Origin of the sequence: Billgrantia kenyensis (assembly GCF_013697085.1) — a bacterium.
Classification (GTDB): Bacteria; Pseudomonadota; Gammaproteobacteria; order Pseudomonadales; family Halomonadaceae; genus Halomonas; species Halomonas kenyensis.
The window spans coordinates 24451-40686 of record NZ_JACEFT010000014.1; the positions used below are offsets into that span (position 1 = coordinate 24451).

Here is a 16236-nt window from a genome sequence, read left to right on the forward strand (position 1 = left end):
ATGTTCCGCGTCACCCGCTACGTCAAGTCGCTGCTGGAACCCACGCCAGTGCCACCGGCCCACAAGCCCCCCGGTCCGGTGGTGATCTGGAACCTGATTCGCCGCTGCAACCTGACCTGCAAGCACTGCTATACGGTGTCGGCGGACATCGACTTCAAGGGCGAACTCTCCACCCAGGAGGTCTTCAGCGTACTCGATGACCTCAAGCGTTTCCGCGTACCGGCACTGATCCTCTCCGGCGGCGAGCCGCTGATGCGCCCGGATATCTTCGAGATATCGCAGCGGGCCAAGGAGCTCGGCATCTACACCGGGCTTTCCACCAATGGCACCCTGATTGACGAGAGCAACATCGAGCGTATCGCCGAATGCGGCTACGACTACGTGGGTATCAGCATCGATGGTCTCGAGGCCACCCATGACGACTTCCGCCGTCGCAAGGGGGCGTTTCGCGAGTCGATGCATGCAGTGAAGCTGTGCAAGCAGCACGGCATCAAGGTGGGGCTGCGCTTCACCCTGACCCAGCAGAACTACGAACAGCTCGATGACATCCTGGCGCTGATCGACGAGCACGACGTCGACAAGTTCTACCTCTCGCACCTCAACTACGGCGGGCGCGGCCATCGTCACCGCAAGCAGGATGCCTGGTACCAGATGACCCGCGACGCCATGACCCGGCTGTTCGATCACTGCCGGGCGGAGCTCGAGCGCGGCATAGAGCGCGAATACGTCACCGGCAACAACGATGCCGACGGCCCCTTCCTGCTGATGTGGGCGCGCGAGCACTTCCCCGAGCAGGCGGAGGCGCTCGAGCAGCGCCTGGTCAACTGGGGCGGAAATGCCTCGGGTGAGCATATCGCCAACATCGACAACCTGGGCACGGTGCATCCGGATACGTTCTGGTGGGACCACGATATCGGCAATGTGCGCCAGCAGCCGTTCTCCGAAATATGGAGCACTACCCAAGATGAGCTGATGCAGGGCTTCCGCCAGCGCCCGCGTCCGCTCAAGGGGCGCTGTGCCGACTGCCGCTTCCTCTCGATCTGTAACGGAAACACCCGGGTACGGGCATGGAAAGTCACCAACGACCCCTGGGAAGAGGATCCCGGTTGCTACCTCAGCAACGAGGAGATTGGCGTCGAAGCGGACCGCCAGCGGCGCGTAGCGGCGCCCCATGACGCCATTCAGAGCGTCGAGCTCTAGGCCGTGAACATAAATCAAATGAGTTGACGCTTCGGGGAGAGGCCGACCATGACCACACATCGCCATTCGAGACACCTGAGTTTCGACCTTGACGAGGCGCCGCTGGCGCCCGGCGAGGTCGCCATCGTCGGCGCCGGTCCCGGCGACCCCGGGCTGCTGACACTGCGTGCACTGTCACTTCTGCAGCAGGCCGACTGCCTGGTGTTCGATCGCCTGGTGTCGCCGGAGGTATTGGCGTTGGCGCGCCCAGAGGCGAAGCGCTACTACGTGGGTAAGGCCTCGAGCCACCATTCGCTGCCCCAGGAGGAGACCAATGCCCTGCTGGTCAGGCTGGCCCGTGATGGAGAGCGCGTGCTGCGGCTCAAGGGCGGCGACCCCTATATCTTCGGCCGCGGCGGTGAGGAAGCCGAGTACCTGATCGAGAACGGCATCGGTTTTCGCGTGGTGCCGGGAATCACCTCTGCCTCCGGCTGTTCCACCTATGCCGGTTTCCCGCTGACCCACCGCGATCATGCCCAGAGCGTGACCTTTGTCACCGGGCATGCCAAGGCCGACGGCGAGCTGACCCTGGATTGGGCCGCCCTGGCAGTTCCCCACCACACTGCGGTGTTCTACATGGGGCTGGCCAATGCCGAGCTGATCAGCCGTGAGCTGCAGTGCCATGGTCTGCCCGCAGACCACCCGGTAGCGCTGGTGGAGCGCGGCACGACCCCAGAGCAGCGTCATGTGCTGGCGACCCTGGGGAATCTGGTGGAGGTGATCGAACGCGAATCGCTCAAGCCGCCCACTCTGATCGTGGTGGGGGAGGTGGTGCGTCTGGCCGATGCCCTGGCTCCGGGCATGACGCGCCTGACGCGAACCGATACCGATATCGAGCCATCCATGGCCATGAGGAGGCTGGCGCTGTGAGATCAACCAAGTTTCTGCTGGCCGCCACGCTCGGCCTGGCCCTCCCAGCCGTGCCGGCCCTGGCCGACGAGCCCGATCCCAACGTGCTCTACAATCATCACTGCGCGGTGTGTCACGGCGTGAGCCGCCTGGGCGGCATCGGCCCGGCGCTGCTGCCTGACAACCTCTCGCGGCTCAAGCCCGCCGAGGCCGTCGAGGTAATCCGCGACGGTCGAGCCGCAACCCAGATGCCTGCCTATGACGCATTGCTTGGCGAAGCCGAGATCGCCGCCCTGGCCGAATGGATCTATGAGCCGCCCGAGGTCGAGCCCAGCTGGACCGACGAGGACATCCTGGCCAGTCACGTGGTCAATCACGAGTACGGCACACTGCCTGACGAGCCGGTCTTCGAGGTCGAGGATCTCAAGAACCTGTTCATCGTGGTGGAGATTGGCGACCATCACGTCAGCCTGCTCGATGGCGATACCTTCGAGCGCATCACCCGCTTCCCCAGCCGCTATGCGCTGCACGGTGGCCCCAAGTACACGCCGGACGGCCGCTACGTCTACTTTGGCTCTCGTGACGGATGGGTGACCAAGTACGATATCTACAATCTCGAGGTGACCGCCGAAGTGCGCGCGGGCATCAACATGCGCAACATTGCCGTCTCTGCCGATGGCAACTACGTGCTGGCCGGCAACTACCTGCCGCATACCCTGGTGCTGTTCGATGCCCGTAACCTCGAACTGATCGCCTCCATCCCGGTGGAAGGCCTCAACGGTGAAACCTCTCGTGTCAGCGCCGTCTACACGGCGCCGCCGCGCAACAGCTTCGTCGCCGCCCTGCGCGACATTCCCGAGGTATGGGAGATCCGCTGGCCCGAGGAGCGCGCCGCCGGTGACGAGGCGCTGGTGGGCGACTTCGCCCTGCACCGCATGGAGGCGCCGGACTATCTCGACGACTTCTTCTTCGACATGGAGTACCGCTATCTGGTCGGTGCCGCCCGCGGCGGCAAGGGCGGGCAGGTGTTCGACATGGACGAGGAGGTCAAGGTCGCCGACCTGCCGCTGGAAGGCATGCCGCACCTGGGTGCCGGTATCACCTGGGAGCTCGATGGCCGCCGCGTCATGGCGATTCCGCATATTGACCAGGGGCTGGTGTCGGTTTTCGACATGACCGATTGGTCGCTGATCACCAATATCGAGACCGATGGTCCCGGCTTTTTCATGCGTAGCCACGAGAACTCGCCCTACGCCTGGGTGGATGTCTTCTTCGGTCCCAATCACGACCGGGTGCACGTGATCGACAAGCAGAGTCTGGAGATCGTCGAGACCCTGATTCCCGAGCCGGGCAAGACCGCTGCCCACGTGGAGTTCGATCGCCGCGGCGAGACGCTGCTGCTCAGCGTCTGGGATGACGACGGCTACCTGCTGTGGATCGACGGCAATACCCTGGAGGAGATCGACCGCATGCCCATGAAGCGTCCCTCGGGCAAGTACAATGTGTGGAACAAGACCCAGTACGAAGAGGGAACAAGTCATTAAAGCTCATTGGCTGCGTGGCGATTAAAAAGAAGCATTCTTGATACTCGTCATGAAGCCGCCCGGCGCGAATCGCCATAATGGATTCATCCAAGCGTTCAAGTCGGGTATCACGTCATGAAATCAGCCGCAGCCGCTCCCAGCCAGACGCACCTGCCCGTGGCGCGTCTGGCCTTCCGTCCCTTCTTCCTGTTGGCCGCACTGTTCAGCGTGCTGTCCATGGTGGTGTGGTTCGCCTTCTGGCATGGCGACATCCTGCTGAGGCCCCATGGTGGACTGATGTGGTGGCACCAGCATGAGATGATCTTCGGCTTCGGCGCCGCCGTGGTGGTGGGCTTCCTGCTCACCGCAGTGCAGAACTGGACCGGTCGCAAGAGCCTGAGTGGCGCACCGCTGCTCGGCCTGGTGGCGCTCTGGCTGGCGGCACGACTGCTGTTGGCCTACCCCATGGGACTGCCGACGTGGCTGCTGATCACCCTTGACGTGGCCTTCCTGCCGCTGGCGGCGCTGGCCATGGGACGGCTGGTGGTGGCGGCCCGGCTGTGGCGCAACCTGATGTTCGTTCCGGTGCTGCTGCTGCTGGCAGGCGCCAACCTGGCGATGCATCTGGGTGTGGCCCTGGGTAAATTCGAGCTGATTCGCGAGGGCGGCTATCTTGGCGTGCTGTTGATTGCCATGCTGATGGTGCTGCTGGGCGGGCGGGTCATCCCCTTCTTTACCTCGCGCAAGCTGGGGCGGCCCCAGCCGCAGCCGGTCGTGTGGCTGGAGAAGCTCACCCTGGTCTCGATGCTGGCGGTGGTAGTGCTGCAACTGCTGGTACTGCTCGGCGTACCGGTTCCGTCACCTCTCCTGGCGGCGGTCATGCTGGTTGCGGCTGTGGCCAGCCTGGTGCGTCTGGTGCGCTGGGAGGGGCATCTTACCCTGCACGAGCCGCTGCTGTGGGGCCTGCACCTGAGCTATGCCTTCGTGCCGGTCGGCCTGGCCATGTGGGCCATGGCGCTGATGGGTGCGTTTCGCGTCGAGCTGGCCTTGCATGCGCTGGCCATCGGTGGCATTGCGGCGATGATGCTGGCGATGATGGCGCGGGTATCGCTGGGGCACACCGGGCGTGAGATTCGTACCTTGCCGGGCATCGGTGTAGGCCTTGCGTTGATGTTCGCCGGTGCTCTGCTGCGCTCGCCGGTGCTGGCGATGTTCCCCCAGATTACCCACTGGACCTACAACCTGAGCATCATCTTCTGGTGCATCGCCTATCTCATCTTCCTGTTTCACTATACCCTGCCCTTATTGAGCGCCCGCGTGGACGGGCAGGAAGGATAGCCGGGAGAGCGCTAGGGACGGAGCCAGCCGATGATCGAGCACTACTTTCTGATCAAGCACCTGCACATGACCACGGCGGTGCTGAGCATCGCCTTCTTCATCCTGCGCGCCTGGTGGTCGGTGCGCGAGATCTCCCTACTGCAGCGGCGCTGGGTGAAGATCCTGCCCCACATCAATGACACCCTGCTGCTGCTGCTCGGTGTCATGCTCATGACCATGCTCTCCATGTGGCCGCATCAGCACCCGTGGCTGGCCGCCAAGCTGCTGGGCCTGCTCGGCTACATCCTGCTCGGTACCGTGGCGATCAAACGCGGGCGTACGCCGCTGACACGCGGCCTGGCCGCGCTGGGCGCCATCGTGGTCTTCTTCTATATCATGGGCACTGCCATGACCAAGGACGCCTGGTTCTTCCTACCCTGAGGGGGCGGTGTGATTCTTGGGCCGGCTTTCTTCGACGCGACAGGCTTCTATACTGAAGGCCTGGCGAGACATTCACCGCAGTACGAGGAAAACCGCATGGCAAATCAAGATCTTCCTTCCGGTGCCGGCAAGGTGGCCGATGACTATCCCGAAGTGTGGCGGGCCTTTGCCTCGCTGGGCAAGGCGTGTGCCGAGTCGGGCCCGCTGGATGCCCGTACACGGCGCCTGGTCAAGCTGGCTCTGGCGGTGGGCGGAGGCTCGGAAGGCGCCGTGCATTCGCATATGCGACGCGCCATGGATGAAGGCATCGAGCCAGAAGCGCTCAAGCAGGTCGCGATGCTCGCGATTCCGACCCTGGGGCTGCCGGCGGGAGTCGCGGCTCTAACCTGGATCGAGGACATCACCGACGCCAGAGACTAGACGGTTACTATTGGCGGGCCTGCTCGGCCCGCCGTGCGACAATCGGCCGCTATTCCCCAGGCCTGTAATTCCGCGACTCCCTTTCCTCATGCCTGCCGATTTGACGAAGGTCAATGCCGCTTCCACCCCGGGGCTGTACTCTTAAGATGCATTGAAGATGCTTGTTTAAGGGGTGGGGCTCGCCGACTTCGGTCGCTGGTCCCTGAAGTGTCACCAGCAAGGGGGAAAGGCCCATGACCGAAGGCCTCACCAAGGCGGCGGCCCGTAATATCTTTTACGGGGGCTCGCTGTTCTTTTTCCTGCTGTTTGCCGCACTGACGGCACACAGTCATTTCTACATCGTCAACACCTCGACCCAGCCCATGTCGGACTCCGTTCGTCTGGGCAAGCATGTTTGGGAAGAGCACAACTGCATCAACTGCCACACCATCCTCGGCGAAGGTTCCTACTTCGCGCCCGAGGTAGGCAACGTCTGGACTCGCTTTGGTGGTCGCGACAATCCCGAGGGTGCACGCATGGCGCTCGAGGCATGGATGAATGCCCAGCCCACCGGTGCCCCCGGCCGTCGTCAGATGCCTGCCTTCGACATCAATGATGAAGAGATGCAGGCCTTGATCGACTTCCTGGAGTGGACCGATTCCATCGATACCAAGGGCTGGCCGCCGCACCCGGCAGGCTGATCCAAGTTCCAGGAACCAAGGAGTCGAACGATGAAATATGAAACGCAGAAGGTGGCCTTGCCCTTCTTCATGCTGGCCATGGCGCTATTCGCGCTACAGATCCTCTTCGGGCTTGCGGCCGCGGCAGCCTATGTGTGGCCGCACTTCATGGCCGAGGCGATGCCCTTCAACATCACCCGTACCAGTCATACCAACCTCTTGATCGTGTGGCTCTTGATCGGCTTCATGGGTAGCACTTACTACCTGATGCCGGAAGAGGCCGAGAACGAGATCTACAGTCCCAATCTGGCCTACTTCCAGCTACTGCTGTTTGCCATTGCCGGTGCCGGTGCGCTGATCAGCTACCAGTTCGGCATCCACGAGGGGCGGCACTATCTCGAGCAGCCGCTGTGGGCGAAGATCGTAATCACAGTCTCGTTCTTGATGTTCCTGTTCAACACCAGCATGACCATGCTCAAGGGCCGCAAGACCGCCATCAACATGGTGCTGATGCTGGGCCTGTGGCTGGCCGCGGTATTCTGGCTCTTCGCCTTCTACAACCCCGACAACCTGGCGCTGGACAAGCTGTGGTGGTGGTGGATCGTGCACATCTGGGTTGAGGGTGTGTGGGAGCTGATCATGGCCTCGCTGCTTGGCTACCTGCTGATCAAGATGACCGGCGTCGACCGCGAGATCATCGAGAAGTGGCTCTACGTCATCGTCGGTCTGGCGCTGTTCTCGGGCCTGCTGGGTACCGGTCACCACTACTACTGGATCGGCACTCCCGCCTACTGGCAGCCGATCGGCAGCATCTTCTCCACGCTCGAGGTGATCCCGTTCTTCGCCATGGTGGTATTCGCCTTCTACATGTTCTGGAAGGGCAGCCGCAACCACCCCAACAAGGCCGCCATGCTGTGGACCCTGGGCTGTGCCGCCGTGGCCTTCTTCGGCGCTGGCGTGTGGGGCTTCATGCACACCCTGTCGTGGATCAACTTCTACACTCACGGCACCCAGATCACCGCGGCTCATGGCCACCTGGCCTTCTATGGCGCCTACGTGATGCTGATCATGGGTATCATCACCTATGCCATGCCGCAGATCCGCCGCGTGCAGCCCTATAACCAGGTGCTCAACATGTGGGCCTTCTGGATCATGACCTCGGCCATGTGGTTCATGACCTTCACCCTGACTTTCGCCGGTGTGGTGCAGACCCACCTGCAGCGGGTGCTGGGCATGAACTTCATGCAGGTACAGGCGCAGCTCGAGCTGTTCTACGTGATGCGCTTCGGCACCGGCGTCTTCGTTGCCCTGGCCGCCGCCATGTTCTTCTACGCGGTCTTCGGGCCGGCGCGCCAGCAGGTAGGCGCTCACGTCAAGCACCCCTCCATCATCGACCATGAGGCCGCCACCAAGTGAGCCACTGACGGGGCGCATGCCGCCCCGTCCGAGAAGGCTGGCAAGCCCACCCGCGAGCCGGCCTTCTCGACCCACGCCCCCTGGAGATCGCCATGTCTCAATCTGCTATCGCTGCTTCAGCCACTACCGCCTTCCAGCGTGACCTGCCCTACTACGAACCGGTCGGCAACGAGTGTTCGCTGTTCGAGCAGGCATACCGGCAGCGCCTGCCACTGCTGCTCAAGGGGCCGACTGGCTGCGGCAAGACCCGTTTCGTCAGTCACATGGCGGCGAAACTGGGCCGTCCGCTGTTCACTGTTTCATGCCACGATGACCTGACCGCCGCCGACCTCACCGGTCGCTACCTGCTGCAGGGTGGCGAGACCCGCTGGGTAGATGGCCCGCTGACCCGCGCCGTGCGTGAGGGGGGGATCTGCTACCTCGATGAGGTGGTAGAAGCGCGCAAGGACGTCACCGTGGTGCTGCACCCCCTGACCGATGACCGCCGCCTGCTGCCGCTGGAGAGAACCGGCGAGCTGCTCGAGGCGCCGGACGATTTCATGCTGGTAGTCTCCTACAACCCCGGCTACCAGCACATTCTCAAGTCGCTCAAGCCGAGTACCCGCCAGCGCTTCGTGGCGATGTCGTTCGACTTTCCCCCGCCTCGGGTGGAGTGCGATATCGTCGCCCGCGAGAGCGGCCTGTCGCATGAGCGCTGCGCCGCCCTGGTCAACCTGGCCGGTCGCCTGCGCGAACTCAAGGGCCAGGACCTGGAGGAGGGCGTCTCCACTCGCCTGCTGGTCTACTGCGCCACCCTGATTAACGCCGGCATGCCGATCCTCGAGGCCACCCGCGCCACCCTGGTCGAGCCACTCTCGGACGATCTGGACGTGCAGGAAGGGTTGCTGGAGTCGATTCGCGCCACTTTCGGCTGAGGAAGCACTGACACATTACTGCGCTCGATATCCTGATCGCCGGCGGTGCTCGGAATCCTCGTGTAGCAGGCTACACTCCGGTTGACTCGGAACCTTCGGTTCCTCGCCCCTTCGGGGTCATCCTCCGGATGTTTGTCGCTTCGCTCGGTTCTGCGCTCCGGCGGCGCCCAGCCTATCTTCGCTCGTGACATGTCTCAGCGCTCCCTTAATAGGAGTAGGAGGATTGGCCATGCAGTTTCTCGAGCTCGAAGAGTTCGTCGGTCGCCACTGGCATCGCTGGGCCTCCAGTGCGGCCAGCTACCAGCGCTATCCGGAAGCGGCCGTTTCCATGGAGCAGATGCGCCACGTGCTCGGCGTATTCTTTCGCGCCAGCGGCGGCGAGGCGGGCGTGGAAGTGGCGGCGATCGTCGCGCGTAGCTCGAACCACCGGCTGTCGCTGCGCCAGCGGCTTGGCTTCGACGACGAGGCCATCGACCAGGCGCGGCGCGACGAGGAGAACCTGCTGCTGCCGCCGCGCATCGATCTCTTTCCTGACGCCGAACTCAACCGTGACCTCTACTTCTGGCTGGTTGCCTACCTGGCAGTGGCGCACAAGCCACCGCTGCAGGGCGACCCGCTGCGTGATGACCTGGCCCGCCTGCGTGAGGCAGTACGCGCTCGGGACGCAGCGCTCGAGCGATTCCCCGGGCTTGCCGAGCGCTATCGCCGGCTGAGCCTGGCGCTGCTGCTGGTGCGCCCGGAACGTAAGCGCCTGCCACCGATGGAGCTGGCGCTGGAGCAGGCGCTGCGCGTGGTGCTCGGCGAGGAACTCGAGCTCGAAGGCTGGGCGAGGGCAATTCAATGCGCCGTGCAGGACCCGTCACTTCCCCTGGACGAGTTCAAGGCCCCTCGCGGCTATCGCCCGCCGCTACCGGTGCCGCTGTGGGGGCAGGTGGTGACACTCGGTACCGGAGCGGGGCGCGACGAGAGTCAGGAAGACCCCCACGAGGGCGAGACCAACAGCGCCCAGACCGTCAGCGACGGCAAGCGCAAGGCCGAGCGCAAGCGCCAGGACCAGACCGAGCGCGACGATCCGCTGATCGCCAACCGCTTCGAGAAGATGCTCTCCTGGACCGAGATGGTGAACCTCAACCGTCTGGTGGAGGACAACGAGGACGAGGAAGCCAAGCGCGCCGCCGAGCAGATGGAGGAGATCATCCTCAGCCCGCACAAGCAGCGGGCGGCAACGCGTATCAAGGTCGACCTCGACCTGCCGCCGGACGAGGCGGTCGGCGAGCGCCTGCGCGGCAAGCACCCCTATCACGAGTGGAACTACCGCAAGCAGCGCTACCTGCCCGACCACTGCCTGGTGCACACCGAACTGCAAAGCGAGGAGGGCGAGCAGTGGGAGCCCGACGCCGCCACCCAGCGGCGTATCCGCCGCGTGCGGCGTGAGTTCGAGGCGCTGCGCCCACGCCGCGAGACCCTGCGCGGTCAGTACGACGGCACCGAGCTCGACATGGACGCGGTGATCCGCTCACGCTGCGACCTGGCCGCCACCGGCGAGTCCAGCGACCGGCTCTACCAGGCCACACGCCAGCAGGCCCGCGACCTTGCCGTATCGATTCTGGTCGATGTGTCGCTCTCCACCGACGCCTGGCTGGAGGATCGCCGCGTGCTCGATGTGGCCAAGGAGGCGTTGCTGGTGCTGGGCCATGGCCTGGCCGGCTGCGGCGACGACTACAGCATCCACTGCTTCACCTCGCACCGGCGGCATCGGGTGTGGGTCAATACCCTGAAGACCTTCGACGAGCCCATGGGCGAGCGGGTGGCCAGGCGCGTCTCGGCGCTCAAGCCCGGCCACTACACCCGCATGGGCCCGGCCATTCGTCATGTGGCCAAGGAGCTCTCCGAGCGGCCCAACCGCCACCGGCTGCTGCTGCTGCTCACCGACGGCAAGCCCAATGACACTGACTACTACGAGGGCCGCTACGGCATCGAGGACACCCGCCGGGCGGTGCTCGAGGCGCGCCAGCAGGAGGTGCGGGTGTTCGGCGTGACCATCGACAGCGAGGCGCACCAGTATGTCTCTCACCTGTTTGGTCGCGGCAGCTACGCCATCATCAACCGGCCGGAGCATCTCTCTCTCGCATTGCCCGGCATATACCGCCAGATCATTGGCCACTAAGGGGAGAAAGATCATGACCGCCAATCGCCCCGCTATCGCCCTCGTCCTCGGTCTACTGGCCGCCTTCGCGGTGGTCATTCCGCTGGTGTGGGTGATCAACACCCAGGACTGGGGCATCCTGATGATGTTCGTTGCTCCTTTCGCCGTCTACGGCCTGATCCGCCTGGGTCGAAGGCTGGCGGAGTGGGCCGGTGTCGGACCACCGCCACCCTCGTATTGAACCTGTGCCACAGCCAACGGCGCCGCTATCCTCGATAGCTGCGCCGTTTCGTTGAGTCCTTACACGGGCCAGACTACGCCAGTTGGGCAACGAGATACCCCGATGCCACCAGCACCAGCGTGGCCAGCACCAGCCCGACGAAGGCGCCGCGCCAGGCCGGCGAGGCATCACTGAGACCTAGGTAGACCATCAGCACCCGATGAGCCTTGAAAAAGGTGGTGGCCAGCAGCAGGCCCGCCGACCACAGCGGCAGGGCGGCCAGGCGGGCTTCTCCGCCGAGTTGGGCGGAGAGCATGGTGATCAGGGTCAGTCCCATCAGCACCGCCCAGGTGATCAGCAGCCGGCGCGTGGCGGCGTTGCGAAGGGCGTTCTGCATGGCTCCCATGGGCTCACCTCAGCAGGTAGATGATCGGGTAGAGCAGGATCCAGATCAGGTCGACCATGTGCCAGAAGGCAGCAGCGGTCTCCACGTTGGCGTGGGAGATGCGCCACGCGACCAGGGCGATCAGCCCCAGGCCGAACAGCACGTGGGCGAAATGGAACCCGGTCAGCAGGTAGTAGAAGGTGAAGAAGGTGTTGGTCTCGGGCATGAGCCCTTGGCCGAGCTTGTCGGCGTACTCCACCACCTTGACCACGCAGAACACCACGCCCAGGGCGAAGGCAGCCCACAGCCACTGGCGGCAGCGTCGCACGTGCCCCGCCTTGATGGCCTGAACCGCCAGGGCAGCGAACAGACCGCTGGTCAGCAGCACCATGGTGTTGAGGCCGCCGGCCACCGGGTCGAGGAGCTGCTGGGAGGCGTCGAAGACTTCCCGCTCCCCGGCGCGCAGCCAGGCGAACAGGCCGAAGAAGGCGGCGAAGACCACCATCTCGCTGAGGATCAACACCCACATCAGCGGGTTGCCGGGAAGCGCCGAGAGCGGCCCCCAGCCCGGGTTGGGCAGCGGCCGCGGGTCAGATGTCGGGTAGCGGTCCGTCACTCAGCCCTCCGCGGCGACGGGGGTTCTCTCGAACTCGGCGCGAACGGCAGGCGTCGTCAGCTTCCAGCCGGCCCAGGCGAACAGCACCACCAGCACCGTAGCTACCATGATCAGCACGGACAGGGCGCCGATCAGGCCCGTCACCGAATCCTCGGAGCTGGCCATGTTGCCTGTATCGGCCATGAAGCCGAACGTCAGCGGGGTCAGGGCAGCACCGCCCAGTACGCCGACGAAGCCGGCCGCCATCAGGCCGAGGAAGGCCGGTCGTGCCCAGCGCCGCCGTTGCAGCAGCGCGACGGAGAGCGCCAGGGTCACGGCAGCTCCCACCATCAGCAGGCTGGCGAAGGTATTGCTGCGTTCGATCAACCAGGCCGCCCCACCGGTGAGCCCGCCGCTGCCGGCTTCCACGCCCAGTGAGGCGACCAGCGCATCGCCGGGCAGCAGCGGCAGGGTGAGCAGGGCCACTGTCAGCGTGGAGAAAGCAATGAAGCCCCAGGCGAGGCCGGTGACGGCGCTCGAGCGCGGTGACAGACTGGGATCAAGCGAAACGGCAGTGGTCATATCGTTTGCTCCTCAATCTTCCAGCGAGACCTTGGCCCCGCCGAACAGCAGGCTGCGAGGGTCATCGATGGCACGGTCGTTCAGCAGCCGGTTGATGCCCACGCCACTGCGACCGATGGTCCAGCCCAGGCAGGCAGTGAAGAAACCGTAGCCCAGCACCCAGGAAGCCCAGGAGGGCGCGCCGATCAAGCCCAGCAGGTACCAGGCGGCCAGCACCCCGGCACCGGCCAGGGCGCCGAGCCAGAAGGTACGGATCTGGAACTGAAGGTGACTTGCCACCCAGTCGGCGGTATTGCGCCGGCGCAGATGCGCGAGCAGTACGCCGATGGGCGCGGTCACCACCGCCATGATGCTGCCCAGGTAGAGAACGTAGATGACGGCCGCCAGGGCGCGGCCTCGCGTATCGAGCGGTGCGTCGGTTTGCGCATTGGAGTACGAGATGGTGGACATCGCTCCCTCCCGTGGGTGTGTCGACAGTTAAGGGGTATTGAGAATGCTTGTTATGGCTACTATGCCTTGCGCGGTGCTGGCTGACCTTGCCTTGGGTCAAACTCCACCTTGTTAGCAAGAAGGTTGGCAATACACATACTCCCGAGAGGCTGGAGCCGCTATCACTCCGGAGGGGGCCTGAACGGAACTCCGTTCAGGGGTTACCAGGGTTATGAATTCTTGCGGAGTCGCCTATCTGGGGTTACTATAACTCCAAAATGCACGGCAAGGAGCCGGGTGTGAAGAGTGCAGACCTCATCAAGGAACTGGAAGCGGATGGTTGGAGGTTGGACAGGATCAAAGGAAGCCATCATCACTTTCGCCATCCCCACAAGCCCGGCACCATTACCGTGCCTCACCCCAAGAAAGACCTGAAGAAGGGCTTGATACAGGGAATCAGGAAGCAAGCCGGCCTCAAGTGAGGCAGGTAGCCCCGGCCACCACACAGGAGCGATACTCCATGCACTATCCCATTGCGATCGAGGTTGGTGACGAGCAACACGCTTATGGCGTGGTCGTGCCCGATCTGCCGGGCTGCTTCTCTGCTGGCGACACTTTCGACGAGGCAATCGCCAATGCCCGTGAGGCCATAGAAGGACATCTCGAAAGCCTGGCAGAGCACGGCGACCCCATTCCCTCGGCTACCGCTATTCAGCAGCATCTGGAGAATTCCGACTTCGCCGGGTGGGTGTGGGCCGCGGTCGAGATCGACATGACCCCTTACCTGGGCAAGAGCCACAAGATCAACGTCACCCTGCCCGATCTGCTGATCAAGCGCATCGACAGCACCGTGGCGAAGCATGGCGATTACAAGAGCCGTTCCGGCTTCCTGGCCCGTGCGGCGCTGCATGAACTCGAGCGTCACGCCGACTAAAGCTTCGCTCTGAGGAAATAAGCCTCACAAAAAAAGCGGCGACCGAAGTCGCCGCCTGGGTGAGCCTTACAGGGCTCGGTTCAACCCCCCATCATGTCTTGCCTTGCGCCTGGGCTTTGGCCAGTTCCTGCTCTTCGATCATGCGGTCCACCGAGGAGACGTAGTACTCCTCGTCGAACGCGCCTTCCGGTTCCTTCAGCCAGATCAGGCAGATCAGCCAGCTGAGGAAGGCGCCGCCGGCGATGATGAAGAAGAACTGGGTCGGGGTGACGAAGGTGAAGATGGTCAGGTATACCACCGCCCCCACGTTGCCGTAGGCGCCGGCCATGCCCGAGATCTGGCCGGTGATGCGGCGCTTGATCGAGGGAATGATACCGAAGGTGGCGCCCTCCGCCCCCTGCACGAAGAAGGAAGTGAAGATGGTGATGGCAATGGCGATGATCAGCGGCCAGCTGGAGTTGAGCAGGCCCATCAGCACGAAGCCGATGCCGATGCCGAACATGTAGCTGAGCATTACGAAGCGGCGGTTGCCCATGCGGTCGGAGACCAGACCGCCCATGGGGCGTGCCACCAGGTTGATGAAGGCGAAAGACGCGGCGATCATGCCCGCGGCGGCGGCGGTCAGTCCCCAGGTCTCCTCGAAGAACATCGGCAGCATGGAAACCACCGCCAGCTCGGCGCCGAAGTTGGCGAAGTAGGTGCTGTTGAGCGCAGCCACGCTGGTGAAGGAGTACTTGTCATCCTCCGGCACGCCTTTCTTGAGGATCGGTACGTTGACCCGCAGGATCTGCACGATCTGGTAGATCACTACCGCGGCAATGACCAGATAGCAGATCAGGGCGCCGGTGGAGGAGAGGTAGCCCATGCCCTCGATGCGCCATACCAGGATGGCCAGACAGCCCACCAGCGGGATGGTCCAGAGGATCAGCATGATCATGTCGCGCCAGGAGCTCACCTCCATGGCGGCGGCCTTGCGCGGCTTGCGGTGCGCCTTGGCGTCGGGGCCGTCGGTGATGGCGAACCAGTAGAACACGCCGTAGGCGGCCATCACGATGGCGCTCATGCCGATGGCGTAGCGCCAGCCGTCGGGTCCGCCGAACATCGTCAGGGCGATGGTGGGCAGGGTCATGGCGGCCACGGCGGAGCCGAAGTTGCCCCAGCCGGCGTAGAAGCCCTCGGCGAAGCCGATGTCCTTGGGTTTGAACCACAGCGCGGTCATGTGGATGCCGACCACGAAGCTGGCGCCGATGGAGCTCAGTACCAGACGCGAGATCAGCAGCTGCGACATGGTGTTGCCGAAGGCGAACACCAGCGCCGGGATCGCCATAGTCACCATCAGCACAGAGAACACCCGGCGCGGGCCGAAGCGGTCCAGCGCCATGCCGACGATGATGCGTGCCGGGATGGTCAGCGCCACGTTGACGATGGCGAACAACCGGATGTCGTCTCGGGTCAGCCAGTCGACGCTCTTGAGCATGCTCGATGCCAGGGGCGCCATGTTGAACCACACATAGAAGGTGATGAAGAACGCGATCCAGGTCAGGTGCAACGCCCTGATTTCCGGACTGCGAAACTTGAAGACGGCGGACACTTTCATGGTCGTATCATCCTGAAGTGAAAGCGAAATTGGCCACTTATGACGGGGTGGCCGTCATGGGCTCGGCAGGATCAAGAGCGGACATTCGACGCGTCGGGCCAGGAAAGAGCTGACCTTGCCGAAGGTCATGTAGTCGAGTTCGTCGACGAAATAGCTCAACGACTGGGCAATGATGCCGCCGTCGGGCTTGCTGCTGTGACGGGCGATGACCAGCAAGTCCGGTTCGTGCTTCTTGGTGGCTTGCAGCAGCATCTTGCGAGCGTCGCCTTCGGCCAGGACCCAGTCGACATCGAAGCCTTCCTGAAGCGCGAAATCGGCGCCCTCCATGAGGGCGGCCTTCATCTCCTCGTAGCCCTGCTGGAACAGCTCCTCGTTGGCATCGGTGGAGTCACCGGGGTTTTCCGCCACCCCGACCAGGATCAGTGTGGGGGCATTGCAGCGAAACAGGCTGACGGACTGTGCCAAAGCCAGCTTGGCGTTGCGTGAGCCGTCATAGGCGATCATGATTTTCATGGATTCCCTCCCTTGAAGGGCAGGTTGGGGCCGTACCCCTGGGATGTTCCCGGGGCA

Annotated in this window: 19 protein-coding genes; 13 read left to right on the forward strand and 6 right to left on the reverse strand. The window is 63.7% G+C overall.

From position 1 onward, the window contains the following. The 11 genes from nirJ to H1D44_RS12325 all read left to right on the forward strand — a co-directional run bounded on the left by nirJ (window position 1) and on the right by H1D44_RS12325 (window position 11165). Window positions 1–1200, forward strand: coding sequence for a heme d1 biosynthesis radical SAM protein NirJ (gene nirJ / locus H1D44_RS12275; protein ID WP_181515148.1), 1200 nt, complete (start codon window positions 1–3; stop codon window positions 1198–1200). A gap of 48 nt (window positions 1201–1248) precedes the next feature. Then, window positions 1249–2109, forward strand: coding sequence for a uroporphyrinogen-III C-methyltransferase (gene cobA / locus H1D44_RS12280; RefSeq protein ID WP_181515149.1), 861 nt, complete (start codon window positions 1249–1251; stop codon window positions 2107–2109). Further along, the gene (locus tag H1D44_RS12285; protein WP_238984507.1) at window positions 2106–3632 is read left to right on the forward strand and encodes a cytochrome D1 domain-containing protein; all 1527 of its coding nucleotides are present in this window, start codon (window positions 2106–2108) and stop codon (window positions 3630–3632) included. The genes cobA and H1D44_RS12285 overlap by 4 nt, the downstream gene beginning before the upstream one ends. Before the next feature lie 114 nt (window positions 3633–3746). Then, on the forward strand, window positions 3747–4949 hold the full coding sequence (locus tag H1D44_RS12290) for an NnrS family protein (protein ID WP_181515150.1): 1203 nt from the start codon (window positions 3747–3749) through the stop codon (window positions 4947–4949). A 30-nt stretch (window positions 4950–4979) separates the two neighbouring features. After that, a complete protein-coding gene (locus H1D44_RS12295) occupies window positions 4980–5369 on the forward strand; it encodes a SirB2 family protein (RefSeq protein WP_181515151.1) in 390 nt (129 codons plus the stop codon). A gap of 96 nt (window positions 5370–5465) precedes the next feature. Next, window positions 5466–5789 carry a carboxymuconolactone decarboxylase family protein gene (locus H1D44_RS12300; protein ID WP_181515152.1) on the forward strand — a complete coding sequence of 108 codons (324 nt, stop codon included), beginning with the start codon at window positions 5466–5468 and terminating at the stop codon, window positions 5787–5789. A gap of 233 nt (window positions 5790–6022) precedes the next feature. Beyond that, entirely contained in the window at window positions 6023–6469 is a 447-nt protein-coding gene (locus tag H1D44_RS12305) for a c-type cytochrome (RefSeq protein WP_181515153.1), read from the forward strand. Window positions 6470–6499: 30 nt separating this feature from the next. Then, entirely contained in the window at window positions 6500–7864 is a 1365-nt protein-coding gene (locus tag H1D44_RS12310) for a cbb3-type cytochrome c oxidase subunit I (protein ID WP_181515154.1), read from the forward strand. Window positions 7865–7956: 92 nt separating this feature from the next. Beyond that, a complete protein-coding gene (locus H1D44_RS12315; RefSeq protein WP_181515155.1) occupies window positions 7957–8778 on the forward strand; it encodes a CbbQ/NirQ/NorQ/GpvN family protein in 822 nt (273 codons plus the stop codon). Between the two features lie 229 nt (window positions 8779–9007). Further along, on the forward strand, window positions 9008–10945 hold the full coding sequence (locus H1D44_RS12320) for a nitric oxide reductase activation protein NorD (protein WP_181515156.1): 1938 nt from the start codon (window positions 9008–9010) through the stop codon (window positions 10943–10945). A gap of 13 nt (window positions 10946–10958) precedes the next feature. After that, window positions 10959–11165 (forward strand): hypothetical protein, encoded by a 207-nt coding sequence (locus tag H1D44_RS12325; protein ID WP_181515157.1) that lies wholly within the window; start codon window positions 10959–10961, stop codon window positions 11163–11165. Between the two features lie 73 nt (window positions 11166–11238). Here H1D44_RS12325 and H1D44_RS12330 read toward each other — a convergent pair whose 3' ends face one another. Genes H1D44_RS12330 through H1D44_RS12345 form a run of 4 tightly spaced genes read right to left on the reverse strand, consistent with a single transcriptional unit; the run spans window position 11239 to window position 13156 of the window. Continuing rightward, window positions 11239–11550 (reverse strand): cytochrome C oxidase subunit IV family protein, encoded by a 312-nt coding sequence (locus tag H1D44_RS12330; protein ID WP_181515158.1) that lies wholly within the window; start codon window positions 11548–11550, stop codon window positions 11239–11241. Between the two features lie 4 nt (window positions 11551–11554). Beyond that, window positions 11555–12145, reverse strand: coding sequence for a cytochrome c oxidase subunit 3 (locus H1D44_RS12335; RefSeq protein ID WP_181515159.1), 591 nt, complete (start codon window positions 12143–12145; stop codon window positions 11555–11557). Further along, the gene (locus H1D44_RS12340) at window positions 12146–12706 is read right to left on the reverse strand and encodes a hypothetical protein (RefSeq protein ID WP_181515160.1); all 561 of its coding nucleotides are present in this window, start codon (window positions 12704–12706) and stop codon (window positions 12146–12148) included. Window positions 12707–12718: 12 nt separating this feature from the next. Beyond that, window positions 12719–13156 carry a DUF4870 family protein gene (locus tag H1D44_RS12345; RefSeq protein WP_181515161.1) on the reverse strand — a complete coding sequence of 146 codons (438 nt, stop codon included), beginning with the start codon at window positions 13154–13156 and terminating at the stop codon, window positions 12719–12721. Between the two features lie 278 nt (window positions 13157–13434). On the opposite strand from H1D44_RS12345, the gene H1D44_RS12350 reads away from it, so the two are divergent. Next, window positions 13435–13617 (forward strand): type II toxin-antitoxin system HicA family toxin, encoded by a 183-nt coding sequence (locus tag H1D44_RS12350; RefSeq protein ID WP_181515162.1) that lies wholly within the window; start codon window positions 13435–13437, stop codon window positions 13615–13617. 38 nt (window positions 13618–13655) lie between these two features. Then, window positions 13656–14069: a type II toxin-antitoxin system HicB family antitoxin gene (locus tag H1D44_RS12355; protein ID WP_181515163.1), complete on the forward strand. Its 414-nt coding sequence runs from the start codon at window positions 13656–13658 to the stop codon at window positions 14067–14069. A 91-nt stretch (window positions 14070–14160) separates the two neighbouring features. Here H1D44_RS12355 and H1D44_RS12360 read toward each other — a convergent pair whose 3' ends face one another. Together H1D44_RS12360 and H1D44_RS12365 are read right to left on the reverse strand one after the other, a co-directional pair. Further along, on the reverse strand, window positions 14161–15666 hold the full coding sequence (locus H1D44_RS12360; RefSeq protein WP_181515164.1) for an MFS transporter: 1506 nt from the start codon (window positions 15664–15666) through the stop codon (window positions 14161–14163). Between the two features lie 54 nt (window positions 15667–15720). Then, entirely contained in the window at window positions 15721–16179 is a 459-nt protein-coding gene (locus H1D44_RS12365; protein WP_181515165.1) for a universal stress protein, read from the reverse strand. Window positions 16180–16236: the final 57 nt, after the last annotated feature.

Bases quoted from the DNA above. Each gene is read 5' to 3' on its own strand.
- nirJ (WP_181515148.1), top strand. From the start codon at position 1: ATGTTCCGCGTCACCCGCTACGTCAAGTCGCTGCTGGAACCCACGCCA.
- cobA (WP_181515149.1), top strand. From the start codon at position 1,249: ATGACCACACATCGCCATTCGAGACACCTGAGTTTCGACCTTGACGAG.
- H1D44_RS12290 (WP_181515150.1), top strand. From the start codon at position 3,747: ATGAAATCAGCCGCAGCCGCTCCCAGCCAGACGCACCTGCCCGTGGCG.
- H1D44_RS12295 (WP_181515151.1), top strand. From the start codon at position 4,980: ATGATCGAGCACTACTTTCTGATCAAGCACCTGCACATGACCACGGCG.
- H1D44_RS12300 (WP_181515152.1), top strand. From the start codon at position 5,466: ATGGCAAATCAAGATCTTCCTTCCGGTGCCGGCAAGGTGGCCGATGAC.
- H1D44_RS12305 (WP_181515153.1), top strand. From the start codon at position 6,023: ATGACCGAAGGCCTCACCAAGGCGGCGGCCCGTAATATCTTTTACGGG.
- H1D44_RS12310 (WP_181515154.1), top strand. From the start codon at position 6,500: ATGAAATATGAAACGCAGAAGGTGGCCTTGCCCTTCTTCATGCTGGCC.
- H1D44_RS12315 (WP_181515155.1), top strand. From the start codon at position 7,957: ATGTCTCAATCTGCTATCGCTGCTTCAGCCACTACCGCCTTCCAGCGT.
- H1D44_RS12320 (WP_181515156.1), top strand. From the start codon at position 9,008: ATGCAGTTTCTCGAGCTCGAAGAGTTCGTCGGTCGCCACTGGCATCGC.
- H1D44_RS12325 (WP_181515157.1), top strand. From the start codon at position 10,959: ATGACCGCCAATCGCCCCGCTATCGCCCTCGTCCTCGGTCTACTGGCC.
- H1D44_RS12330 (WP_181515158.1), bottom strand. From the start codon at position 11,550: ATGGGAGCCATGCAGAACGCCCTTCGCAACGCCGCCACGCGCCGGCTG.
- H1D44_RS12340 (WP_181515160.1), bottom strand. From the start codon at position 12,706: ATGACCACTGCCGTTTCGCTTGATCCCAGTCTGTCACCGCGCTCGAGC.
- H1D44_RS12345 (WP_181515161.1), bottom strand. From the start codon at position 13,156: ATGTCCACCATCTCGTACTCCAATGCGCAAACCGACGCACCGCTCGAT.
- H1D44_RS12355 (WP_181515163.1), top strand. From the start codon at position 13,656: ATGCACTATCCCATTGCGATCGAGGTTGGTGACGAGCAACACGCTTAT.
- H1D44_RS12360 (WP_181515164.1), bottom strand. From the start codon at position 15,666: ATGAAAGTGTCCGCCGTCTTCAAGTTTCGCAGTCCGGAAATCAGGGCG.
- H1D44_RS12365 (WP_181515165.1), bottom strand. From the start codon at position 16,179: ATGAAAATCATGATCGCCTATGACGGCTCACGCAACGCCAAGCTGGCT.